Source organism: Mesorhizobium sp. ISC25 (assembly GCF_042295465.1).
Classification (GTDB): domain Bacteria; phylum Pseudomonadota; class Alphaproteobacteria; order Rhizobiales; family Rhizobiaceae; genus Mesorhizobium.
Genome location: NZ_CP135441.1, coordinates 4,831,151 through 4,852,245, shown reverse-complemented (window position 1 = coordinate 4,852,245; position 21,095 = coordinate 4,831,151). Strand labels below are relative to the sequence as shown.

Below are 21,095 nucleotides of genomic sequence, written 5' to 3'. Positions count from 1 at the left end.
GTCACTCGACAACACCATTGGCGCCAGAGGCGATGGAAGCGATGGCACCTTGGTGGCATGCTCAGGTCGGAAATCCGCACTCACCTCACCTGAGCGGTATGTTGGCGTCACAGGCCGTTGAGACTGCGCGCTCGGAACTCGCGTCCCTCATCGGCTCTGATCCACAGGAACTCGTCTTCACGTCCGGGGCGACCGAGGCAAACAACATCGCGATAAGGGGCATTGCTCTCGCCGCGCTTGAACGTGGCATCGGGCGGCGTGACATTGTCGTATCGGCCATCGAGCACAAGAGTGTGCTGTCGTCCGCGAGTTCGCTGCGGAGTGCCGGCTTCCGCATCATCGAAGCGCCGGTTGATGTGAACGGCATCGTCGATATTTCAGCTCTCGAACGGTTGGTCGGCACCGAGACGCTCTTGGTGTCTGTGATGGCGGTCAACAACGAGGTGGGATCCATCCAACCGCTCGCCGATGTCGTTCGTATTGCCCGTGCGGCGGGGGCGCTCGTGCATGTCGATGCTGCACAGGGGGCCGGCAAGCTGCCTTTGGACTTTGCGGAGTTCGATTTAGCGAGCCTATCGTCGCACAAAATGTACGGTCCAATGGGCATCGGTGCGCTGTTCATATCATCTGCCGCTCCAATCCGGCCGTTGCCGGTGTTGTTCGGTGGCGGTCAGGAGGCTGGCGTTCGCCCTGGAACCGTACCGACGCCGCTCGTGGTCGGGTTTGGCGCGGCCGCCAAGGTCTCCAGGACGCGGCTCGCACCGGACGCCGCCCATTCAGGGCGGCTATCGGCTCTCTTCCTCGAAGAGTTGCGCGGGAGGCAGGTACAATTCATCGAAAATGTTTCCGCGCTGCAACGGGTACCCGGGAGCCTGAGTCTGAGATTTCCGGGCAATGAAGCAATGTCAATGATAGCGAAGGCCGGCGATCGTATCTCGATTTCCGAAGGATCAGCTTGCACGAGCGGGCAGATCACTGCATCGCACGTCCTTCTTGGGATGGGATTTACTCATCAGGAGGCTTCGGAAACTGTCCGACTGTACTTCTCCCGCTACAATACGGAAACGGAAGCCACGGACGCGGCAGTCGTGCTTTCGGAAATAGTGAGCCGCTAGGGATTGCTGCTGGCGGAGGTCTCCAGTAGCATCCGCTCCCATGTTGAACGACCTTTACGATCCGGCCACCGCGATTCGCGTTTCGGGCCACGAGACCTTCTCGCTCCGGCTTCTCTGGCTGAAGAAGGCGTTCGACCATGCATCCGGCCCGGACGGAGTCGATCGTAGAACATTTCAGGAACAGAGTGCAATCGCTACCTTCGGCGTCGGCAAGAATATGGCGCTCTCGATGCGTCATTGGGCGTTGGCAACGAAGATCCTGGCCGACGGACCCACCCATCTTCATGCCACCCCCCTCGGGCGGCTGATCTTCGCGGACGGCACCGGGCTCGACCCCTATCTCGAGCATCCATCCACCCTGTGGTTGATGCATGCCCACCTCGTGAGTGAGCCGCACGCGGCAACGACGTTCTATTACGCCTTCAACCTGCTCAATCAGATTGCCTTTACCCGAGACGATCTCGTGAAAGCCATGGCGGCCATCGTTGAAGCGCGCGCAACCGCGAGAGCAACCGCCGAGACCCTCAAGCGCGACGTGGAAGTGTTCGTGCGCAGCTACGCGCCCCGTCACTCAGACGCAGGGGAAGACGCGGCAGAACCGCTGCTCGTCGAACTCGGCCTGCTGCGCGAGCAGCGCTCGACCGGGCAGCTCGAATTCGTCCGCGGGCAGAAGCCCTCCCTGGAAGACAGCATATTTGCGCTCGTGCTGAAGCAGTTCTGGGAGCGTCATCACTCGCTGTCCCCCACCCTCTCGGTGGAGCAGGTGCAGTATGACCCCGGCTCCCCCGGGCGTGTCTTCAAGCTGGACGAGGATAGCCTGGTCGCACGCCTGATGAGCATCGGGGACGCCACCGGCGGGAAAATGGTGTGGACCGATACGGCGGGCCTCCGTCAGGTCGCTCTGGCTGGCCGTCTCGAGGAAATCGACGAGATCGACCTCGTCAAAGCCGGTTACCGTGGGCGGAGAGCGGCATGACCAAGCTCGCCGACATCGTAAAGGTCGAACGCCGGTTCGCGCTGTCCGCTCGGATCGACACCGATCTCAACGGAACGCCGCCGCTCACCGGGTACGTGTTGCAGGCGAGCGTCCGCAAGTCGCTGGTGGCCATGCTGGCGGGGATCGCCGAAGGGTCGCAGTTCGCGTTCACTTGGACCGGCCCGTACGGCGGCGGTAAATCTTGTGCGGCGCTGCTTGTTGCCAATCTGGTCGCCGGCAACAAGAAGCAGCGCGCTCTCGCCGAAGGGATAGTTGGGCAAGATTTGGCGGAGCAGTTTTCCTCCGCGTTTCCTGGGCGAGGCCGCTCGTGGGATGTGCTTGCACTGACCGGCCGGCGCACGAGCCTGGCGGGCGCCTTGGCGGACGCGGCCGCAGAGCAATTTGAATGGGCTCAGGCGACGCGGGATGCAGCGGGCGACGAACGAGCACTTATCGACCAATTGGAAGTGCGTGCTCGTCAAAAGGGAGGATTGCTGATCGTCATCGACGAGCTCGGCAAGTTCCTCGAGCATGCGACGAGTTCTGCCGGCGACGTGCATATTTTGCAGGATCTCGCCGAGCGAGCAGCACGCTCTGACGGTCGGCTGGTGGTTGTCGGCATCCTGCATCAGTCGTTTGAGCAGTATGCCAACCGGCTGAGCCGGACTGGTCGGAACGAATGGGCAAAAGTTCAGGGTCGGTACCAGAACGTGCCCTTCGTCGCGCAGGCCGACGAGGTCGCGGCGCTCATCGCTCGCGCCATTGGCGGCGACCAAGCTCCGGCAAGCGCCAAAGCGATCGCTGGCCTCACCGCGGCAGCGATTTCGCATCGTCGGCCGGTCGATGTCGCGGCGTTGACGGAAATCCTCACCCAAACATGGCCATTGCACCCGGTCTCGGCGCTGTTGCTGGGGCCGGTATCTCGGCAGCGGTTCGCACAAAATGAGCGGAGCGTTTTCGGTTTTCTGTCATCCTCGGAACCGAACGGATTTCAGGCCCACTTGGCGCGGAACGATGTCGACGGAAACGCCTGGTATGGACCGGATCAGCTTTGGGACTACCTGGTCGCCAATTTCGGCAGCGCCCTTTCCGTTGGTCCTGAAAGCAATCGGATGACGCTGGCCATGGAGGCCGTGGAGAAAGCTGCACTGTACGGCCCGCTAGTTGCCAAGCTTGCCAAGGCTGCAGCAGTCATCGAGCTGTTCAGGAACGGCTCTGGACTGGCTGTTGCCGACGACATCCTCTCTCTTTGCGCACCAGAAGCAACAAAGGCCGACGTAACGGCGGCCATAGACGAACTGGTCAACCGGGCGATCCTCATTCGGCAGCCGCGGCTTGGTGGATATGCCCTTTTTGCCGGCAGCGATTTCGATCTCGACGAGGCCATCTCCAAGGTCGCGCTGAAACTCGACGCCGATGTCCTGGCAGATTTGCCGTCACGGCTCGGCGTGGGACCGATCGCGGCGAAGAGCCACTACTTCGCGACCGGTGCATTGCGCACATTCGATGTCGTCATTCAGTTTGCCGACGAGAGCCCACAAAGTCCCGCTGCGTGGGCTAAAAGGACCGCCGCCTCGTTGGCCAAGACGAAGCGGCGGTCGGCTGGTCTTCTTGTTATGCTGTTGCCCGATGCGCGAAGCTTTGAAGCGCCGGTCAAGGTCGCTGCCAAACAGCTCAGCATCGAATTGGAAAACCTGGGCGTCTTGGCCGGCGTGGCCGCCAGCGAGCAGGTCTATCTGCTAAGGGATCATGCGAGCGACCTCTATGCCTTGGATCGCATCGAAGAGACGCATCCGCAGCTCGAGGGTGATCGGATTGCCCGCCGAGAATTGTCGGCCCGCAAATCGTTGATCGCTGAAGTCGTTCGCAGCGACTTGCTGAAGGCCTTCACTTCGGCCCGCTGGTGGGCATTCGGTGACAGCGCAAAGGATGCAGCCGGCAAGAAACTCGATGGTAGGGAACTGACCGTCTTGGCGTCGGCCCTGGCAACGGCTGCTTTCAGCAGCGCACCCGTCATCCAATCGGAACTGCTCTATCGTGATAAGCCCTCGACTGCTGCAATGGCAGGCCTGAGGACCTTGATGCATGCCATGGTTTCGAAGTCGGATGTTGCAGACCTCGGGATCGAGAACTTCCCGGTCGAGCGCGGGCTCTATCTGACGATTGTTCGGCCGTTGGGGCTGCATCGGCAGGACGATAAGGGCGTGTGGCGCTTCGCCGATCCCGCCGATGGCGGGGCGGGCAAGACACTGAGGCCTGCCTGGACGGTGCTGGGTGAGAAGCGGGTCAACCTGGCCGAACTCTTCGACACCTGGGCCGCTCGACCATATGGCATAAAGCGCGGCGTTATGCCGGTGCTGGTATTGTCCTATCTGCTGGCGCACAGAAATGCGGTCGCGGTCTATGTCGACGGCGTTTTCCAGCCCGCCATCGACGATATCGTAGCCGACCGGATTCTGCAGGACCCTGCAGCCATCGAGTTCCGCCGAATTTCGCGCTCCAAGCGGGATGACGCGTTCGTCCAGCAGCTCGCCGCACTTCTTTCGACCGGGGCAAGCCCCGTTGAAGCGAAGGCCCTTCCGGTCGCATCGGCGCTCTATCAGCGCTTTCATGCTCTTCCGCTTTGGGCGCAGCGCACTCAGACGCTGGCCGAAAAAGTTCGTAAGGTTAGGGACATTGTGTTGAAAGCCAGCGACCCTGAAGCGCTGCTGTTTTCGGACCTCGCGTCGGCCCTTGAGGGAGAGCCCGATCCGGGGGTCACCGTGGTGGCCGCCCTGAACAAGGCCGAACACGCCTATCCAAAAATGCTGGAGACACTCCGCACGAGCCTGGCCGAGCATCTTGGGGTCGACCCGAAGACATTTGAGGGAATAGGGCCACGGTCTTCTACCGCCTCGGGCGTGTCGGCCGAGTTGCGCGTCGATGCCTTCATCATGCGTGCCGGCGCTTTCGAGGGAAATGGCGGCGACATTGAAGGATTGGCCAGTCTGCTCGTTCATAAGCCGCCGCGTAACTGGTCCGACCGCGAGCAAGAACAGGCCATGTTCGAAATGGCCAAACTCTGCCTGCGCTTTCGCGAGGCAGAGACATTTGCCGCTGTTCGCGACCGCTCGCCAACCTCCCAGGCTATTTCGGTCATGGTCGGGTTGGACCCGAAGGAAAAGCCTCTCTTTCACGCTTTCCAGGTGTCAGAGCAGGAGCTTGCGGCTGCAGACATGGCGGCAGACGACCTGATGGCGCAGCTTCGCCAAAGGGGCATGAGGCCGGCCGTGGAGCTTGCCGCTCTCGCGCGCATCGTAGAACGCCTTTCCGAAGGCAAGGGATTGGAACCAGCATGACGACTGCGGTGCGTGAGCGTCATATCCTTGGGATATCGGGGGGTCGCGATAGCGCGGCCCTTGCCGTCCATATGCGGCAGACCCGGCCAGAGCTCGATCTCGAATACTTCTTCACCGACACCGGAAAGGAGCTGGCCGAGGTCTACTCATTCCTCGACAAACTCGAGGGGTTCTTAGGCAAGCCCATTACACGGCTCAATCCAGATCGGGATTTCGACTTCTGGCTCAAAGAATACAATCACTTCCTGCCCTCACCGAAAACCCGATGGTGCACACGGCAGCTAAAGCTCCGTCCGCTCGAGCACTGGCTGCGTGGGGACCTAGATGCCGGGGTTGTCGTGCATTCCTACGTGGCAATTCGGGCCGATGAACCCAGTCGCGAAGGCTATCAGGCGACCCATGGCAACATGCAGGTGCACTTCCCTCTGCGAGAGGACGGCATCAGTCGCGCCGGCGTGATTGAAACGCTCGAGAGCGCAGGCTTGGGTGAACCCGAGTACTATCGGTGGCGGACCCGTTCGGGCTGCACATTCTGCTTTTTCCAGCAAAAGATCGAGTGGGTGCGCTTGATGCGGGAGCACCCGGAAGCGTTTGACGAGGCCAAGGGATATGAGAAGACCGCCCGCGATCACGGCTCACCCTTCACCTGGAGCCAGGGAGAGGGGCTAGACGAGCTCAGCGCCCCGGCACGGGTGGACGAGATAGAGCGCGAGTTCGAACAACGCCGGGCCAGACTTATAGCCCGGCGCCGTGTGAACCCGCTCGCCGGCAATGTTGTGCCTACGATCGACGACGTCTACGGAATCGACGAGGCCGCGGCAGGTTGTGTCATCTGTCATAAGTGAGCAGTTGACCTAGGAGCAGCCTGACCAAAGGGGGTGTCAGGCATCGCTGGTACACGCCGACTATCCACGAGTGTCCCGGCTGACGGCCTGCAAAGCTCATTCTGCTCGTCGAACTAGATCAGCGAATCTTTCGGCGATGTATGGTCGAGCTCTGAGCCGCGCCTCCAAATGGCTCGGTTCCCAAAGGTCCACCCAATGGCCTTTCTGCGCCAGCCCCTCGCAGTAGTTGAACAGATCGTTCGACCACCCGGGATGCGCAAGAAGACATGGATTTGGAGGGACGGCGATGTGCTGCTTTTCGCAAGCGAACTAGCAGCCGTCTCGCGGCCTCAACCTGGTGCCTCTCAACACAAACGGGAAAAACGTCGATTGACGACCATCTTTTCCCCGACGACCGAAACGGACCCACATCGCAGTGCTCAGCGCGACGCTATCCGTGGCGCGCATTTGTGCAAGTGCAAAGTTGCTCTTTCAGACATATATAAATTAGATGTTGCTTTTATGCAACTACATTTAGCCTTTTACTTGGACAAATTGAACGTTTGCACATTTATAGATAGTAGTTTCGACATAAACTTTGTCGACGGCATTTAACAGCGCATACATGCTTCACTGTTGCCGAATTGTGTTGGTCAGGTGCGCGGCACGCCCCGACCCGCATCTGATTGAGCGACGGATGCTGCAAATGAACGTTGGAGGCGAATAGCGTTTCCTTGAGTTGGCAAAGAACAGCATCCGACCAAGGCTTGGTCACGCACAATCTGAGCATCCGCGCCGCCCAAGTACAGCCTGGCGAGACATCGTATAGGCGGAACGCGGCCGTAGGCATCCCTCACATCGCCTCCACGCACATGGCGACGCCCATGCCGCCGCCGATGCATAGGGTGGCAAGACCTTTCTTCGCACTTCCGCGGCGCATCTCGAAGACCAGCGTGTTGAAGACGCGGGCGCCGGACGCGCCGATCGGATGGCCGATGGCGATGGCGCCGCCATTGACGTTGACGATCGAAGGATCCCAGCCCATGTCCTTGTTGACGGCGCAGGCTTGCGCTGCAAAGGCTTCGTTGGCCTCGATCAGGTCGAGATCGCCGACCGACCAGCCGGCCTTTTCCAAGGCCTTGCGCGAGGCGGGAATAGGTCCGGTGCCCATGATCTGCGGATCGACGCCGGCGGTTGCCCAGGAGACGATGCGCGCCAGCGGGGTGATGCCGCGCCTTGCGGCTTCCGCTTCGCTCATCAGCAACGCGCCGGCGGCGCCGTCATTGATGCCGGAGGCGTTGGCGGCGGTCACCGTGCCATCCTTGTCGAAAGCCGGCTTCAGCTTGGTCATGGAGTCGAGCGTGGCGCCGTGGCGGATGTATTCGTCCTGGTCGACGATGGTATCGCCCTTCCTGCCCTTGAGGGTGACGGCGACGATCTCGTCCTTGAACTTGCCGGCCTTCTGCGCGGCCTCGGCCTTGTTCTGCGAGGCAAGCGCGAATTGGTCCTGGTCTTCGCGGGTGATCTGGAACTGACGCGCGACGTTCTCGGCCGTGTTGCCCATGTGATAACCGTTGAAGGCATCCCACAGTCCGTCCTTGATCATGGTGTCGATCAGCTTGAAGTCGCCCATCTTGACGCCGGCGCGCAGGTGCTGGGCATGCGTCGAAAGCGACATCGATTCCTGGCCGCCGGCGATGATCACCTTGGCGTCGCCGGCGGCGATCTGCTGCATGCCGAGCGCAATGGCGCGCAGGCCCGAGCCGCAAACCTGATTGAGGCCCCAGGCGGTGGTCTCCTTGGGCAGGCCGGCATTGATCGAGGCCTGGCGGGCCGGGTTCTGTCCCTGGGCCGCGGTCAGTACCTGGCCGAGGATGACCTCGTCGACCTCTGCGGCTTCGACACCTGCTCGCGACAAAAGTTCCTTGATGACGGCGGCGCCGAGCTCATGCGCCGGCGTTGCGGCAAACGCGCCGTTGAAGGAGCCGACGGCCGTGCGCGCGGCGCTGGCGACGACGATGGATGATGTACTCATGACGGCTGCTCCGTTGATGGTTGGATCCGACAAGGTTTCTACCTCGACTCAAAAAATGGGCCGGGTCAGTTGACGATCGTGGCTTCGGTTGCTGAGCGCAGCACGCTGTCAGTCACGCCATCGGCAAGTTCCACAAGCTTGAGCCCCCCGTCGACGACGTCGAGAACACCAAGGTTTGTGATGATCCGGTTGACGACTCCCTTTCCGGTCAGCGGCAGCGTGCAGGCCTTCAGCACTTTCGACTCGCCTGCCTTGTTGGTGTGGTCCATGACGATGACGAGGCGTTTGACGCCGGCGACCAGGTCCATTGCCCCACCCATACCCTTGACCAGCTTGCCGGGGATCATCCAGTTGGCGAGGTCACCGTTCTCGGCGACTTCCATCGCGCCAAGGATTGCCATAGCGATTTTGCCGCCGCGGATCATCGCAAAGCTTTGAGCAGAATCGAAGAAGGCCGAGTGCGGCAGCGCCGTCACCGTCTGCTTGCCGGCGTTGATCAGGTCGGCGTCAATCTTGTCTTCGGTCGGAAACGGGCCAATGCCGAGCAGGCCGTTTTCCGACTGCAGCGTCACGTGCAAACCATCGGGAATGTAATTGGCCACCAGTGTTGGAATACCGATGCCGAGATTGACGTAGGTGCCGTCTTGAAGTTCGCGGGCAGCCCGTGCTGCCATCTGGTTCCTGTCCCAGGCCATCTTGTCTCCCCCTGCCCTCAAGCCGCCGCGCGCGTCGTGCGCTGTTCGATGCGTTTTTCGTGCTGACCCTGAATGAGCCGGTGCACATAGATCCCCGGCAGATGGATTTGATCGGGATCGAGGCTGCCGGCAGGCAGGATTTCCTCGACCTCTGCCACGCAGATCTTGCCGCAGGTGGCGGCCGGCGGATTGAAGTTGCGGGCAGTCTTGCGGAAGACGAGATTGCCCGATGTGTCCGCCTTCCAGGCCTTCACGATGGAAAGATCCGCCACGATGCCGGTCTCGAGCACATATACTTGGTCGTCAAAGACCTTCAGTTCTTTGCCACTTGCAATAACAGTGCCTACGCCGGTTTTGGTGTAGAAACCGGCGATCCCCGCGCCCCCTGCCCGCATGCGCTCGGCGAGCGTGCCCTGCGGATTGAATTCAAGCTCCAATTCCCCGCTGAGATACTGCCGCGTAAATTCTGCATTCTCGCCGACGTAAGACGAAATCATCTTTCTGATCTGTCTCGTCTGTAGGAGCACGCCAAGGCCGAAGTCATCAACTCCACAATTGTTCGATGCGATAGTCAGGTCCCGGGTGCCGGCCGCACGAATCGCTTCAATCAACAGCTGCGGTATGCCGCACAAGCCAAAGCCTCCCGCGGCGATGAACATGCCGTCGAATAATACGCCCTCAAGCGCCGCATTCGCGTTTTCGTAAATCTTATTCATCGTCTCCTCATGGTTCAGGTCTGGTGACGGTCCAACACAACACGCATCTCCCGTGATCTTTTTGCCGATAGCTCTGCTTCGATCGCACCGTGGCAAGTCTGACTTGGTACATTTGCGTTTAACGTGCCAGGTGAGTGGCTTGTCCAGTTATCAGCGACATGACCGTGCGCCCTGCCGGTTTCTTGCGTTCGTCTCTTACAAGAGGAGACGACTATGCTTTTCACAGCAGTACGGACGGCGGGTCGATATCCGCTCGATCAAGGATCGCTGTCTCACCCCATTCTCTCCGAGGCGTAGCTCCCGGGGCTTGCCGGGAAGACGATGGTACGGTTGCCGTTGAGGAAGGTGCGGCAGTGGATATGGGCGTGGATGGCCCGCGCCAGCACCTGGCTCTCAACATCGCGGCCGATCGAGACATAGTCTTCGGCCGACTGTGCATGCGTGATGCGGGCGGTCTCCTGCTCGATGATCGGACCTTCGTCGAGGTCGGCGGTGACGTAGTGCGCCGTCGCCCCGATCAGCTTCACGCCGCGCTCATAGGCCTGCTTGTACGGGTTGGCGCCCTTGAACGAGGGTAGGAACGAGTGGTGGATGTTGATGATGCGGCCCGACATCTTCTTGCACATGGCATCGGAAAGAACCTGCATGTAGCGGGCAAGCACGACCAATTCGGTGCCGGTCTGCTCGACGAGGTCGAGGATCTGGGCTTCAGCCTGCAGCTTGTTCTCCTTGCTCACCTTGATGTGGTGGAAGGGAATGTCGTGGTTCACCACGACCTTCTGGTATTCGAAATGGTTGGAGACGACGCCGACGATATCGATCGGCAGTGCGCCGATCTTCCAGCGGTAGAGCAGGTCGTTGAGACAATGGCCGAAGCGCGAGACCATCAAAAGCACCTTCATGCGCTTCTTGCTGTCGTGGATCTCGACAACCATCGCAAATTTGCCGGCGACCGGCTTGAAGCCCTCCACAAGTGCCGCCTCGACCACGCGCTCTTCGGACATGAAAGAGATACGCATGAAGAACATGCCGGTATCGAGATCGTCGAACTGGCTGGAATCGACGATGTTGCAGCCCTGTTCGGCGAGATAGTTCGATACCGCCGCCACAATCCCGCGCGTCGACTTGCACGTCACTGTAAGAACATATGTTGTCATAACAAATCCACGGATTACCGCTGTGCGGTCACAGCGCCTTTTCAAGTTCCGGTAGTGCCTCGAAGAGATCGGCGACAAGGCCATAGTCGGCGACCTGGAAGATCGGCGCCTCTTCGTCCTTGTTGATGGCGACGATAAGCTTGCTATCCTTCATCCCGGCGAGGTGCTGGATCGCACCCGAGATACCGCAGGCGATATAGAGCTGCGGGGCGACCACCTTGCCCGTCTGACCGACCTGCCAGTCGTTCGGCGCATAACCGGCATCGACGGCCGCACGGCTTGCGCCAACGGCAGCGCCGAGTTTGTCGGCAACCGGCAGGATGACTTCCTTGAACTTCTCCGCCGAACCGAGTGCACGCCCGCCCGAGATGATGATCTTAGCCGAGGTCAATTCCGGACGGTCGGAAGCCGACAGCGCGTCGGAAACAAAAACGGAAAGGTTAGAAGAAAGAGCTGCCGTCGAGATCAATTCGACGGCAGCAAGTGGGCCTTGGGAGGCTTGGGAAAAAGAGGCGGTGCGTACGGTGATGACCTTCTTGGCGTCGGTCGCCTGTACTGTCTGGATGGCATTGCCGGCATAGATCGGCCGCTTGAAGGTGTCTGGTGAAACCACCTCGATGATTTCCGAAACCTGGGCGACATCGAGAAGCGCGGCCACACGCGGCATGACGTTCTTGCCGACCGAGGTGGCAGCTCCGATAATGGTGTCGTAGGAACCGGCCAGCGAAACGATCAGTGCCGCCAGCGGTTCTGCCAGATTGTTGGCAAGGCTTGAATCCTCGGCAACCAGCACCTTCGAGACGCCGGCCAGTTTTGCTGCTTGCTGTGCTGCAGCCTTGACGCCAGCGCCGGCGACCAGCACATGAACGTCGCCGCCGATCTTGGTTGCTGCCGTCAGCGCCTTGGCAGTCTGGTCGGAGAGGTGGGCATTGTCATGATCAGCCAGAAGAAGAATGGCCATGATGTCTAACTCCTCATTCGGACTGGGTTACAGGGATGCCGGCTTCGGTCTTGAGCTTTCCGACGAGCTCGGCGACCGAGCCCACCTTGACGCCCGCCTTGCGGCCGGATGGCTCTTCCGTCATCAGGACCTTCAGCCGCGGCTCGGTCGAAACGACGAAATCGGCCGGGTTCTTCTTGTCAAGCGGCTTCTTCTTCGCCTTCATGATGTTGGGCAGCGAGGCATAGCGCGGCTGGTTGAGGCGAAGATCGGTCGTCACCACGGCCGGCAGCTTGACGTCGATCGTCTGCAGGCCGCCGTCAACCTCGCGGGTCACCTGCGCCTTGCCGTCGCCGATTTCGATCTTAGAGGCAAAGGTCGCCTGCGCTGTTCCCAGCAATGCCGCCAGCATCTGGCCAGTCTGGTTCGAGTCGTCGTCGATCGCCTGCTTGCCGACGATGATGAGACCCGGCTGTTCGGCTTGCGCCACGCCCTTGAGGATCTTGGCAACCGCCAGTGGCTCGACGGCATCGTCGGTCTCGACTAGGATCGCCCGGTCGGCCCCCATGGCGAGCGCGGTCCGCAGGGTCTCCTCGGCCTTGGCAGGTCCGATCGACACGACCACCACTTCTTCGGCCTTGCCGGCCTCCTTCAGGCGCAGCGCCTCTTCGACCGAGATTTCGTCGAAAGGGTTCATCGACATCTTGACGTTGGCGAGCTCAACGCCAGTTCCATCCGGTTTAACCCGGATCTTCACGTTGTAGTCAACCACCCGTTTAACGGGAACCAGAACTTTCATGGAAAGTTTTTCCTTTGGATGAGGAGCAGCTGGGGTCGAATGTTGCAGCCAAGTTTTGCTGTGGTTCGTGCCCCCAATTTGCCGTTTCGCTCATGGGCATGGCTTTGCAGCCGTCAGTGTTTCATCCGCAAGCTCTGAGGATCGAAGAGCGGGCCGATCGTAACTGTGGCATCGTGCATTTGCCGGGCTATATCAATTTGAACGCGTTCGCCATTCCCTAGCTGCTCACGAGTGTGTCCAAGACCTACGGGTTTGCCAACGCGGAAACCGAAAGCGCAAGAGGAGGTTTGCCCTACAATACGGCCATTGAAGTAGATCGGCTCATGCCCCAAAGGAACAGCAGTTTCGTCATCAAGCGAAAGGGAGATGATGTGCGAAAGGTCTCGACGCGTGCGCCCAGCTTCCAATGCTTCTGCTCCGATAAACCCACCGCTTTTTCTGACCGCGAAGTCGAGACCAGCAGCGATCGGGCTGACGTCGCCATCCAGTTCGTGACCCATCGCACAAAAACCCTTCTCGATACGCATCGACGTTTGGGCAAACATTCCGGCTGGTCGAGCACCTGCCGCCACCAACGCCGCATAGATTTCGGGCGCATCTTCTCGTCGGCACGTCATTTCCCATCCCGCCTCTCCTACATAAGAGATGCGCGCGCCTCGCACGGGCTTTCCAATTAGTTGCGCAGTACCATGCTTAAAATAAGCGACTTCGTTGAGTGCTTGGGCACCGCATTCGCTGACAATCCTGGCCGAGTCCGGTCCCATCAGTCCAAGCACCGCATAGGCCTCGGTGACATCTGTCAATGTGACATCATAGCCATGAGAGTGCCGGTGAAGCCATGCGAGATCGCGTTTGATTGCGGTTGTGCCGACGACTAATCGATAATGATCCTCAGCGAGGCGCTGGGCGGTAAGGTCTGACTCAAAGGTACCGCGCTCGTTAAGCATGGCCGTATAGATCACCGACCCTGGAGCGCGAGCGAGGTGACCCGCACAGACGTGCAAAAGGAAACTCTCGGCATCTGGGCCCTGGACGTCAATTTTGCCGAATGGCGAAGCGTCAAAAACCGCAGCCCGCTCATGTGCAGCCATGACTTCTGCACGGACGTTTTCAAACCAGTCCGGTCGATCGAAACGCAGAACGGGTTCTTCCCGCTTGCCAAAGTAAAGGGGCCGCTCCCAGCCAAAGAATTGGCCCATGTGCGCCTTGGACTCGCGGTATTCCCTGTCTAGAGGGAGCGTTCGCAGATCCCGAGCGGTTTTCAACTGCTTCCCAGGATAGGCAATGTCATAATGCGTTCCGAGGATTTCTGGCGCCCGTGCCATCAAGTGTTCAATGTTGTTGAAAACCGGTGCGAAGCGCTTAGCGTCGGCTTCGGTTAGGTCATATGCTGTATGCCCATGCACAATGCAGTGAGCAAGGTTCATTCCTGCGCCGCCGCCGGAAGCGATGCCCACGGAGTTCATGCCGCATCCAAGAAAGAGCCCTCGGGTCTCCGCCGTTTCGCCGAGCATAAAAGTGCCGTCTGGAGTGAAACTCTCCGGTCCATTCAACAGCATCTTTACCTCTGCGCTTTCTAGCGCAGGTAAGCGGTGCAGAGCATTCATCATCATCGGCTCGAAGTGATCCCAGTCCTCAGGCAAGAGTCCGAATTCAAAGCTTTCATTCAGTACGCCCGGCGCAATTGGCTTGCCCCTGGGCTCGAAGCATCCGACCAATAGCCCACCCGAATCATCACGGATGTACAGGTGACTGTCGTGATCGGAGAGTGTCGGCGTGTTTCCTACAATCCCGTCGATTGGCTTGGTCAGTAAGTAGAAATGTTCGCAAGCAAGAGCGGGCACCTCGGCGCCTGCCATAGCCGCCACTTCACGGGACCAGAGACCAGTACAAAGGGCGATCGCGTCACACATGATCGTACCTTGGGCGGTTTCGACACCACGCACGCGACCATTTTCCGTCAAAATACCGTTGACGCCGGTACGTTCGAAGAGCTTGGCACCAAGACGTTTTGCTGCCTTCGCCAAAGCGGCACATACATCCGACGGAGACACGCGCCCATCTTCAGGCGACCAAACGGCACCAAGAACATCGTTAGCATTCATGAGCGGCCACCGCTCCTTCGCCTCCTCAGCAGAGATTGACCGCGCATTGATTCCATAAGCATGTGCCAGTGCTTCTTGCCGACGAATATGGGTTAGTCGGTCGGGGCTTGTCGCGATAGACAAAGATCCTTTCTGTATCCAACCTACGGACTGGCCCGTCTCCTTCTCCAGCTGCGAATAGAGTTCGACCGAATATTGAATCATTCGTGTCAAATTCCGAGAATGCCGCAAAGCCCTGACTTGTGCTGCAGAATGCCACGTCGTGCCAGATGTCAACGCGTTGCGCTCGAGCAGGACTGCGTCTGTAACGCCCATCTTTGCAAGGTGATACAGAGTTGAGCAGCCCATGATCCCACCACCAATGACGATGACAGAAGCGTGAGAAGGCAGCGGATTGGCCAATGTCTTATCCTGATGCTGAATGCAGTTGAGCGTGAGCGCACAATTTCGGTGGCATGACCTTGCACAAAAAAACGGATTTGGTAAACATGCCCAAAAAATAACAAATGTTTTGACGTTGGATGGGGATTTGGACCCGACCCAAAAAAACCGTGTCATAGCCGATCTCAAGGAGAGGCTTGGGAGCTTCCCAGGTAGGTTACGAACTGTTGCGAAGTACATCGTCGATCATCCGTCGGATTTTGGTCTCGATCCGATTCGGGAAACCGCACGAAAAGTTGGCGTCAGCACGTATACACTCGTGCGATTGGCTCAACGGCTCGGGTTCGAGGGCTATGACGAGTTGCGCGAGCCATTTAGGCACGCGCTAGTCTCAGCCTCCGCCGTGCTCGATCATCCTGAGTGGATTAAACGTTTGAGGGATGGCGGGGAACTGGGACAGGTTCAAGCCAACGCCTCGACAAACGTCCTGGCAATTGTTCAGCGGTCTCTCGAACTTCAGGCACCCGACCAATTGCAACGAGTGGTCACAATGCTTCTGGATGCGAGGGTGGTCTACCTGACTGCCGTCAGAGCGAGCTACGCCATGGCCTACTACTTCCACTACGTTGGCCGCATGGCTTTGCCGACTTTGCAATTGGTGCCGCGTCATATGAATAGCGCGATCGATGAATTACATTCCGCCAGTCCAGGCGATGTTATGATGGCGATCACCTTTAACCCCTACTCTCGAGAAACAATCGACGCTTGCAAATTTGCGAGACGCAAGGGCATGAAATTAATTCTGCTTTCTGACAGCGAACTGGTGTCCCCAGATTTCAAAGCCGACGAGACAATCATAGTTTCTGTTTTGTCGACCCACCATTTCGGCTGCTACGCTGGCGCAACAGCGGTGCTCGACATTCTCATTTCTTTGCTCGTTGCTCGGGGAGGTGAAACGGCCAAAGCGCGGATCAAGTCTTACGAAGATCTTCGCCGTGAAAATCAGGTCTACTGGGTTGCGCAAAAAAAACGATAGTTTTTTTAGTGCGGCGCCTACAGTGGTAAACCTGTTCGGCAGGAAGTGACGTCTGTGTGCGCTCACTTCGGGGCGATGGTGGCAGCCCGACAGAATCTCCAGGTGATCGGCGGCTCGGGGGGCGCCATCCATCTTTAGGGCGAGAAGAAGGAAGTTGTTACCGGAGAGCTCTTTTGGGCGCTCGGCTACTTTAAGGCGGTGTGCCGAGACAAGGAAGCCATCTGCAATGAAACAGCAACTCGGAACAAGAGTACCGCGGGCAGTTCGGCCGTACATTGAACGGTGCTTGGCAGGCGGATCGTACGTCGCCACTCAACGGCTTTCACCGGCTCACATCTTTGAAGCCCAGCTTTGCCGGGGACACCTGCTGGCCACCGCGGAGCATCAATCTACGCGAGACAGTTAAGCTAGATTGGCCGCGCTGACAATTCTTGCGCGACCGCTTCGTCGATAGGAGTGTCATAGGTCTTTAGGATAAAGCCCAGCACTGAGTAGAACCCAACTGTTGCCATCAGATCGAAGATTGCCTGCGTCCCCATTTCGGAGGATAGGGCGCTTTCGATCTCAAGACTGAGGCATTTCTCGTCGAAAAGCTCATCCACTGCTCGCACGATTAGCGCATCTTCCCCATCCGGCAGGGTTCTCATGGCCTGAATTCGCGCCTCGGAAATTCCGAGGCCACGGGCTCGGCTCACATGATGGGTCCATTCATAGGCGGAACCCATTCGATGGGCCGCCCGCAGGATTACGAGTTCCGACCGGACGGCGCCTAGAGCGCTGCAATTGACAACATGCTGGCGTAAAGGAACCCATGCCCTTAGCAGTGACGGATGGTGCGCCATGGTACGATAGACGTTTAGCGCACCGGCGAAGCCGGTCCTGAGATCCGCAATCTCCGCGGGCCAGTGCTCGTCCTTTATGGGCGGGCATGGAGGGGTCGGATTCGATGCTAAAGTCATTCCTACACCCCTCAGCTGACGACAGCGGCCTTAATAGCCGCCGCGAGCCGTTCGACAATCATGTCGATCTGTTCGGGCTGAATGATGTAAGGAGGAGCTAGCAAGACGTGGTCACCGTGCACGCCATCGATGGTGCCTCCCATCGGATAGCATAACAGCCCACGTTGCATGGCTTCCTTCTTGATCTTGGAGTGAATTTTTAGAGCTGGATCGAAAGGCTGTTTGGTGTCTTTGTTCACCACAATTTCCACCCCGCGAAACAGGCCGCGACCCCGAACATCGCCGATGTACGCGGATTGCCCAAGTGCCGCATCAAGTCCGGCCCGGAGGCGATCGCCCATCTCGATGACGTTGTCCATCATCTCGGGGCGCGTGAGAATTTCGACCACCTTGCTGGCAGCCGCCGCAGCAATTGGATGACCAATGTAGGTGTGACCGTGCTGGAAAAGACCTGAACCTTCGGCAAAGGCTCGGTAGATTTTTTCAGAAAGGAGAACTGCCCCGATTGGCTGAAAACCGCCACCCAACCCCTTCGCGAGCGTCAGCAGATCGGGAACGATTCCTTCCTGGTCCGTTGCGAATATCGTTCCAGTGCGGCCCATTCCGCACATCACCTCGTCGAGTATAAGCAAAAGTCCGTATTTGTTACAAACATGACGCACTCGCTTGAAGTAATCTGCCACGGGCGGTACAGCTCCGAGCGTGGCGCCGACCAACGGCTCAGCAACGAACGCCATGACCGTATCAGCCCCCAGTTCGAGAACCTTCGCCTCAAGTTCGTTGGCGAGCCGCTCAGCGTAAGACTCTGGTGTTTCGTCCAGTTGCATGCCACGATAAGCATAGCAAGGCGAAACATGATGGGTTTCAGGCAGTATTGGCTTGAACTGCGCGCGACGCCATTCGTTACCTCCAGTCGCTAGCGCACCAATTGTGTTTCCGTGATAACTCTGTCGGCGTGCGATGATATGGCGCCGTTGAGGTTCACCTATTTCCACGAAATACTGACGGGCCATTTTGAGGGCCGCTTCGACGGCTTCAGAGCCGCCCGAAACCAAGTAGACGTAATCGAGGCCAGCCGGTGCTAGCTTGATGAGTTGCTCGGCAAGCTGCTCAGCAACATCGGTCGTGAAGAACGATGTATGAGCATAACTGATACGTCCCATCTGCGCCCTCATCGCATCCAGCACTTCTGGGTGATTGTGGCCAAGACAACTGACAGCTGCCCCACCCGATCCGTCGATGTATCTGCGGCCTTCGCTGTCCGTGATGTAGATACCGTCTCCGGCTACGGCGCAGGGTAATTTTGCACCGATCGAACGGTGGAGAATTTTGGTCATTTTGATCTCGGCTATCTTAGGACAACCTGACTTTGGCATCCTCTCGCGATTATTTGCAGAGTTTGCCGCGAATTGCAACACATGTTTCTGTTCGCAAATGATGCTACATTTGTCCCACAAAGGGAGCGACCGATAATGCGAGGCCGAATTAAACGCTTTAGCCAGCCAGCTCTCGGCAATTAACCCGGACGAGCCTCTTGGCACGGTCCCAGGCGGATCGGTGGCGCCGTGGCGTGATCAAGCCGCTTAAGGTCATTGGTCTTTGGTCGCAGTCGAACTTTTCCGCGGGGCGTTGAGCGCTCTCCTCGGCATGGGTTTCCTTGCATGTGTGCAGGGAACTATCTGATCAGAATTCGTACGCAGGGCGGCGGCAAGCGAGAAGAGATGCCGACGGACTGCTGGGATGTAATTCTCGCGGGCCTGTCGCAAATTGTCGGTGGTGAGTGTCGATCAAGATTCTGAAGATGCGGCTGTTCATTGGCTTGTGGAGGATGAAGCGGCAGCGGGCCATGACGCCGCAGTCGGCAATGGTCCGATCGTCCGGATGACTGACCACCCTGCACCCACGGCAGCCTCTTCCGTTCTCGTCGATAATACAAACGGACGTCTAATTCATCGAACGATCGCGACCGGCATAATGGTTTGTGCTGCGCTTCGTTACTGATGCTTTTGGCTGATCACTCGGACCGCATTCTATCATCAACTCGAAGCGCAGCATTTCCAAACCGCGGAAGCATAGGTACCAAACCGATTATCTCCTATGCTCACGAGCCGATGATCGGCAGGTCGATATAGCAGCCGGTCGTACCGCGATGAAATTTGAGGAAGGGCGGCGGCCCGTCCGTGGGCACATTGGTGAATGTGGGGTGGTCGCTGCCGGAGAGAACCACCCTCAGGCGGTAACCTGCCGGGAGACGTGCGGAGATCGGGTGCAAGGTGAACGCCAGGACCGTGGCCTTGCCCGGCGTGAGCGGTTCGGCGTCGCGCTTTAGGTAGCTATGCTGCGGCCCAAGCTCGCTGAATGGTGACTCGGTCCACACCTTCCGGTGCAGGGCGCGCAGCTGGCCTTCCGTGAGATAACAAGACACCCCGTCCGGCCTTACGGCTTCCAGGTAGACAAAAAAGCTCCCGTCCTCGCGAGTCGAGATAATGTTCAGGTGGACAACAGGATGGCCGGTGATCTCGAGGTCGCGTGTGAGCGGCTCGCTGGTGTAGGCGAGGCTAGCGGCATCCAACCCTCGATGATCTCGCGCAAGATTCACGGTCGGTGCGAAATCCCACCGCGTTGGGGTTGGATCCCCCGCCTCAGGGTCGACCTGAAGCGGGTCGAACCCGATCTCGTCGGGTGATGAGCTCAGGCGGGACCCACTCCCCAAATACCAGCGATGACGGGCTGCGGGGGGCGGCCAGGAGCGTGTCGATTTCCAAGCGCCCTCGCCGAGGGTGTAGTAGTGGAGGAGCTTCCCATGCTCGCGGGCAGCCTCGCCGTTGAAGCATAATTCCGCGAAATGAACGTCAATTGCCTCCAGCGTCGGCTGCGCCGTCGCCGCACCCACTTCCCGTAGAGGGTCCCGGGCCATGGCCGAACCATGGCTCCAAGGGCCGATGATCACGTTCATTGGATTGGACTGTTGCATGAACCGGCGAATGGCCCCCTGCGCCGTACCGCCGTCGAACCAGCTCGCCCAGTTTTGGATCGGCGTGCCCGAACGAGAGACTCGGTCGGCTACCTCCATAATACTCCAGTCGAGCATGGAGTCTCCCGCCCAACTTTCGGGACGATCGTCCTTGAATGTCATGTGCTTGAAACCCTCCCACAGGGATGGCACTGTTTCGTGTTGACGGACGGCCGCGTTAAGGTCCGCCTCGCCGTCCAGGCCGACCGGACGCACGCCCGGTGCGCGCTCGGCATCGTAGACGAAGCCCATGGTGACGTACGTGGAATCCACGCTCCGTACGTTATGGTCGAGAGCTTTGTTGGCGTCGCTCCATCCTTGCCCGAAAGACGCGTTTGGGACACCGCCGGGGAAGAATTCATCTTCATAGGGATCGTAGTCGGCATACCGCGGGATGATGCCCTTCAGGGCCGGATGATTTCGCTCCGCCATCCAGTCCGACGTATTGGCGGTGTAGGACACACCACAGCCGACCACCTGGCCCGTGGACCAGGGCTGCGCCACGATCCAATCTAGCACTTCGCTGAAATCCAGGGTTTCAGAGCGTGTACGTGGATGGGGCCACACACCGAACGATGCGCCTGTGCCACGAACATCTCCGACAACGACACTATAGCCATGCGGCACAAACAGGTCCGCCCACCTATTGGACAGTTCTCCTTTAACGCCCCGCCAGTAGCGGGTCATCACCAGAATAGTGTTGCGCTTGGTTTCGGCGCTGTCCCCCATCGGGCGGACGACATCCAATGCGACTCTGGTGCCGTCGCGCACGGGCAGGTACGTCGATTCCACATGGCCAAGCTTGTGTCGGGTGGTCGCAGCGCCACCGAGATCAAAGGCAAACATTGATTTGAAGGTGTGGTGACGAAGGCTCATGCGAATCTCCACGACGACAGGTGAGCACCGGTATCCTCTCAGAGAGACATTTAGATCATTTCCTGGCAAATGCAACATTTAATTCATAGTGCCTATTCGCCGAACCCGTGAGAATTCAACGCGTGCGCTT

15 protein-coding genes are annotated in these 21,095 nt (G+C 58.9%); 5 read left to right on the top strand and 10 right to left on the bottom strand.

Annotation, left to right across the window (positions count from 1 at the left end; genetic code table 11):
• Positions 1-32 precede the first annotated feature (32 nt).
• Genes RQ479_RS23915 through RQ479_RS23900 form a run of 4 tightly spaced genes read left to right on the top strand, consistent with a single transcriptional unit; the run spans position 33 to position 6,274 of the window.
• Positions 33-1,115: a cysteine desulfurase family protein gene (locus tag RQ479_RS23915; protein ID WP_245486528.1), complete on the top strand. Its 1,083-nt coding sequence runs from the start codon at positions 33-35 to the stop codon at positions 1,113-1,115.
• 40 nt (positions 1,116-1,155) lie between these two features.
• Positions 1,156-2,091, top strand: coding sequence for a DUF4007 family protein (locus RQ479_RS23910; RefSeq protein ID WP_128287772.1), 936 nt, complete (start codon positions 1,156-1,158; stop codon positions 2,089-2,091).
• The gene (locus tag RQ479_RS23905; RefSeq protein WP_376702825.1) at positions 1,983-5,429 is read left to right on the top strand and encodes a hypothetical protein; all 3,447 of its coding nucleotides are present in this window, start codon (positions 1,983-1,985) and stop codon (positions 5,427-5,429) included. The genes RQ479_RS23910 and RQ479_RS23905 overlap by 109 nt, the downstream gene beginning before the upstream one ends.
• Positions 5,426-6,274: a phosphoadenosine phosphosulfate reductase family protein gene (locus tag RQ479_RS23900; RefSeq protein WP_206622028.1), complete on the top strand. Its 849-nt coding sequence runs from the start codon at positions 5,426-5,428 to the stop codon at positions 6,272-6,274. Before RQ479_RS23905 ends, RQ479_RS23900 begins: the two co-directional genes overlap by 4 nt.
• Positions 6,275-7,106: 832 nt before the next feature.
• On the opposite strand, the gene RQ479_RS23895 is transcribed toward RQ479_RS23900, so the two are convergent.
• The 7 genes from RQ479_RS23895 to RQ479_RS23865 all read right to left on the bottom strand — a co-directional run bounded on the left by RQ479_RS23895 (position 7,107) and on the right by RQ479_RS23865 (position 15,102).
• Entirely contained in the window at positions 7,107-8,288 is a 1,182-nt protein-coding gene (locus RQ479_RS23895; protein ID WP_376702824.1) for an acetyl-CoA C-acetyltransferase, read from the bottom strand.
• Positions 8,289-8,353: 65 nt separating this feature from the next.
• The gene (locus RQ479_RS23890; RefSeq protein WP_128289640.1) at positions 8,354-8,983 is read right to left on the bottom strand and encodes a CoA transferase subunit B; all 630 of its coding nucleotides are present in this window, start codon (positions 8,981-8,983) and stop codon (positions 8,354-8,356) included.
• 17 nt (positions 8,984-9,000) lie between these two features.
• Positions 9,001-9,699, bottom strand: coding sequence for a CoA transferase subunit A (locus tag RQ479_RS23885; protein WP_128289639.1), 699 nt, complete (start codon positions 9,697-9,699; stop codon positions 9,001-9,003).
• Between the two features lie 272 nt (positions 9,700-9,971).
• Positions 9,972-10,856 carry a formyltetrahydrofolate deformylase gene (purU, locus tag RQ479_RS23880; protein WP_128289638.1) on the bottom strand — a complete coding sequence of 295 codons (885 nt, stop codon included), beginning with the start codon at positions 10,854-10,856 and terminating at the stop codon, positions 9,972-9,974.
• Positions 10,857-10,884: 28 nt separating this feature from the next.
• Complete coding sequence (locus RQ479_RS23875; RefSeq protein WP_128289637.1) at positions 10,885-11,817, bottom strand: electron transfer flavoprotein subunit alpha/FixB family protein; 933 nt, start codon at positions 11,815-11,817, stop codon at positions 10,885-10,887.
• Between the two features lie 13 nt (positions 11,818-11,830).
• Positions 11,831-12,595, bottom strand: a complete 765-nt coding sequence (locus RQ479_RS23870; RefSeq protein ID WP_128289636.1) for an electron transfer flavoprotein subunit beta/FixA family protein — start codon at positions 12,593-12,595, stop codon at positions 11,831-11,833.
• Between the two features lie 113 nt (positions 12,596-12,708).
• Positions 12,709-15,102, bottom strand: a complete 2,394-nt coding sequence (locus RQ479_RS23865) for an FAD-dependent oxidoreductase (protein ID WP_128289635.1) — start codon at positions 15,100-15,102, stop codon at positions 12,709-12,711.
• Between the two features lie 31 nt (positions 15,103-15,133).
• Here RQ479_RS23865 and RQ479_RS23860 point away from each other — a divergent pair, with 31 nt between their 5' ends.
• Positions 15,134-16,117: a MurR/RpiR family transcriptional regulator gene (locus RQ479_RS23860; RefSeq protein ID WP_206622073.1), complete on the top strand. Its 984-nt coding sequence runs from the start codon at positions 15,134-15,136 to the stop codon at positions 16,115-16,117.
• Between the two features lie 407 nt (positions 16,118-16,524).
• On the opposite strand, the gene RQ479_RS23855 is transcribed toward RQ479_RS23860, so the two are convergent.
• From RQ479_RS23855 to RQ479_RS23845, 3 genes are all read right to left on the bottom strand, one after another.
• Positions 16,525-16,959, bottom strand: a complete 435-nt coding sequence (locus RQ479_RS23855) for a carboxymuconolactone decarboxylase family protein (protein ID WP_245486776.1) — start codon at positions 16,957-16,959, stop codon at positions 16,525-16,527.
• Between the two features lie 128 nt (positions 16,960-17,087).
• Positions 17,088-18,413: an aspartate aminotransferase family protein gene (locus tag RQ479_RS23850; protein ID WP_128289633.1), complete on the bottom strand. Its 1,326-nt coding sequence runs from the start codon at positions 18,411-18,413 to the stop codon at positions 17,088-17,090.
• Positions 18,414-19,177: 764 nt separating this feature from the next.
• Positions 19,178-20,965: a CocE/NonD family hydrolase gene (locus tag RQ479_RS23845; RefSeq protein ID WP_128289632.1), complete on the bottom strand. Its 1,788-nt coding sequence runs from the start codon at positions 20,963-20,965 to the stop codon at positions 19,178-19,180.
• Between the last annotated feature and the right edge of the window lie 130 nt (positions 20,966-21,095).

Coding starts and splice junctions, on each gene's coding strand:
- RQ479_RS23915 (WP_245486528.1), top strand. CDS start 33: ATGGAAGCGATGGCACCTTGGTGGCATGCTCAGGTCGGAAATCCGCAC.
- RQ479_RS23910 (WP_128287772.1), top strand. CDS start 1,156: ATGTTGAACGACCTTTACGATCCGGCCACCGCGATTCGCGTTTCGGGC.
- RQ479_RS23900 (WP_206622028.1), top strand. CDS start 5,426: ATGACGACTGCGGTGCGTGAGCGTCATATCCTTGGGATATCGGGGGGT.
- RQ479_RS23895 (WP_376702824.1), bottom strand. CDS start 8,288: ATGAGTACATCATCCATCGTCGTCGCCAGCGCCGCGCGCACGGCCGTC.
- RQ479_RS23890 (WP_128289640.1), bottom strand. CDS start 8,983: ATGGCCTGGGACAGGAACCAGATGGCAGCACGGGCTGCCCGCGAACTT.
- RQ479_RS23885 (WP_128289639.1), bottom strand. CDS start 9,699: ATGAATAAGATTTACGAAAACGCGAATGCGGCGCTTGAGGGCGTATTA.
- purU (WP_128289638.1), bottom strand. CDS start 10,856: ATGACAACATATGTTCTTACAGTGACGTGCAAGTCGACGCGCGGGATT.
- RQ479_RS23875 (WP_128289637.1), bottom strand. CDS start 11,817: ATGGCCATTCTTCTTCTGGCTGATCATGACAATGCCCACCTCTCCGAC.
- RQ479_RS23870 (WP_128289636.1), bottom strand. CDS start 12,595: ATGAAAGTTCTGGTTCCCGTTAAACGGGTGGTTGACTACAACGTGAAG.
- RQ479_RS23855 (WP_245486776.1), bottom strand. CDS start 16,959: ATGGCGCACCATCCGTCACTGCTAAGGGCATGGGTTCCTTTACGCCAG.
- RQ479_RS23850 (WP_128289633.1), bottom strand. CDS start 18,413: ATGACCAAAATTCTCCACCGTTCGATCGGTGCAAAATTACCCTGCGCC.
- RQ479_RS23845 (WP_128289632.1), bottom strand. CDS start 20,965: ATGAGCCTTCGTCACCACACCTTCAAATCAATGTTTGCCTTTGATCTC.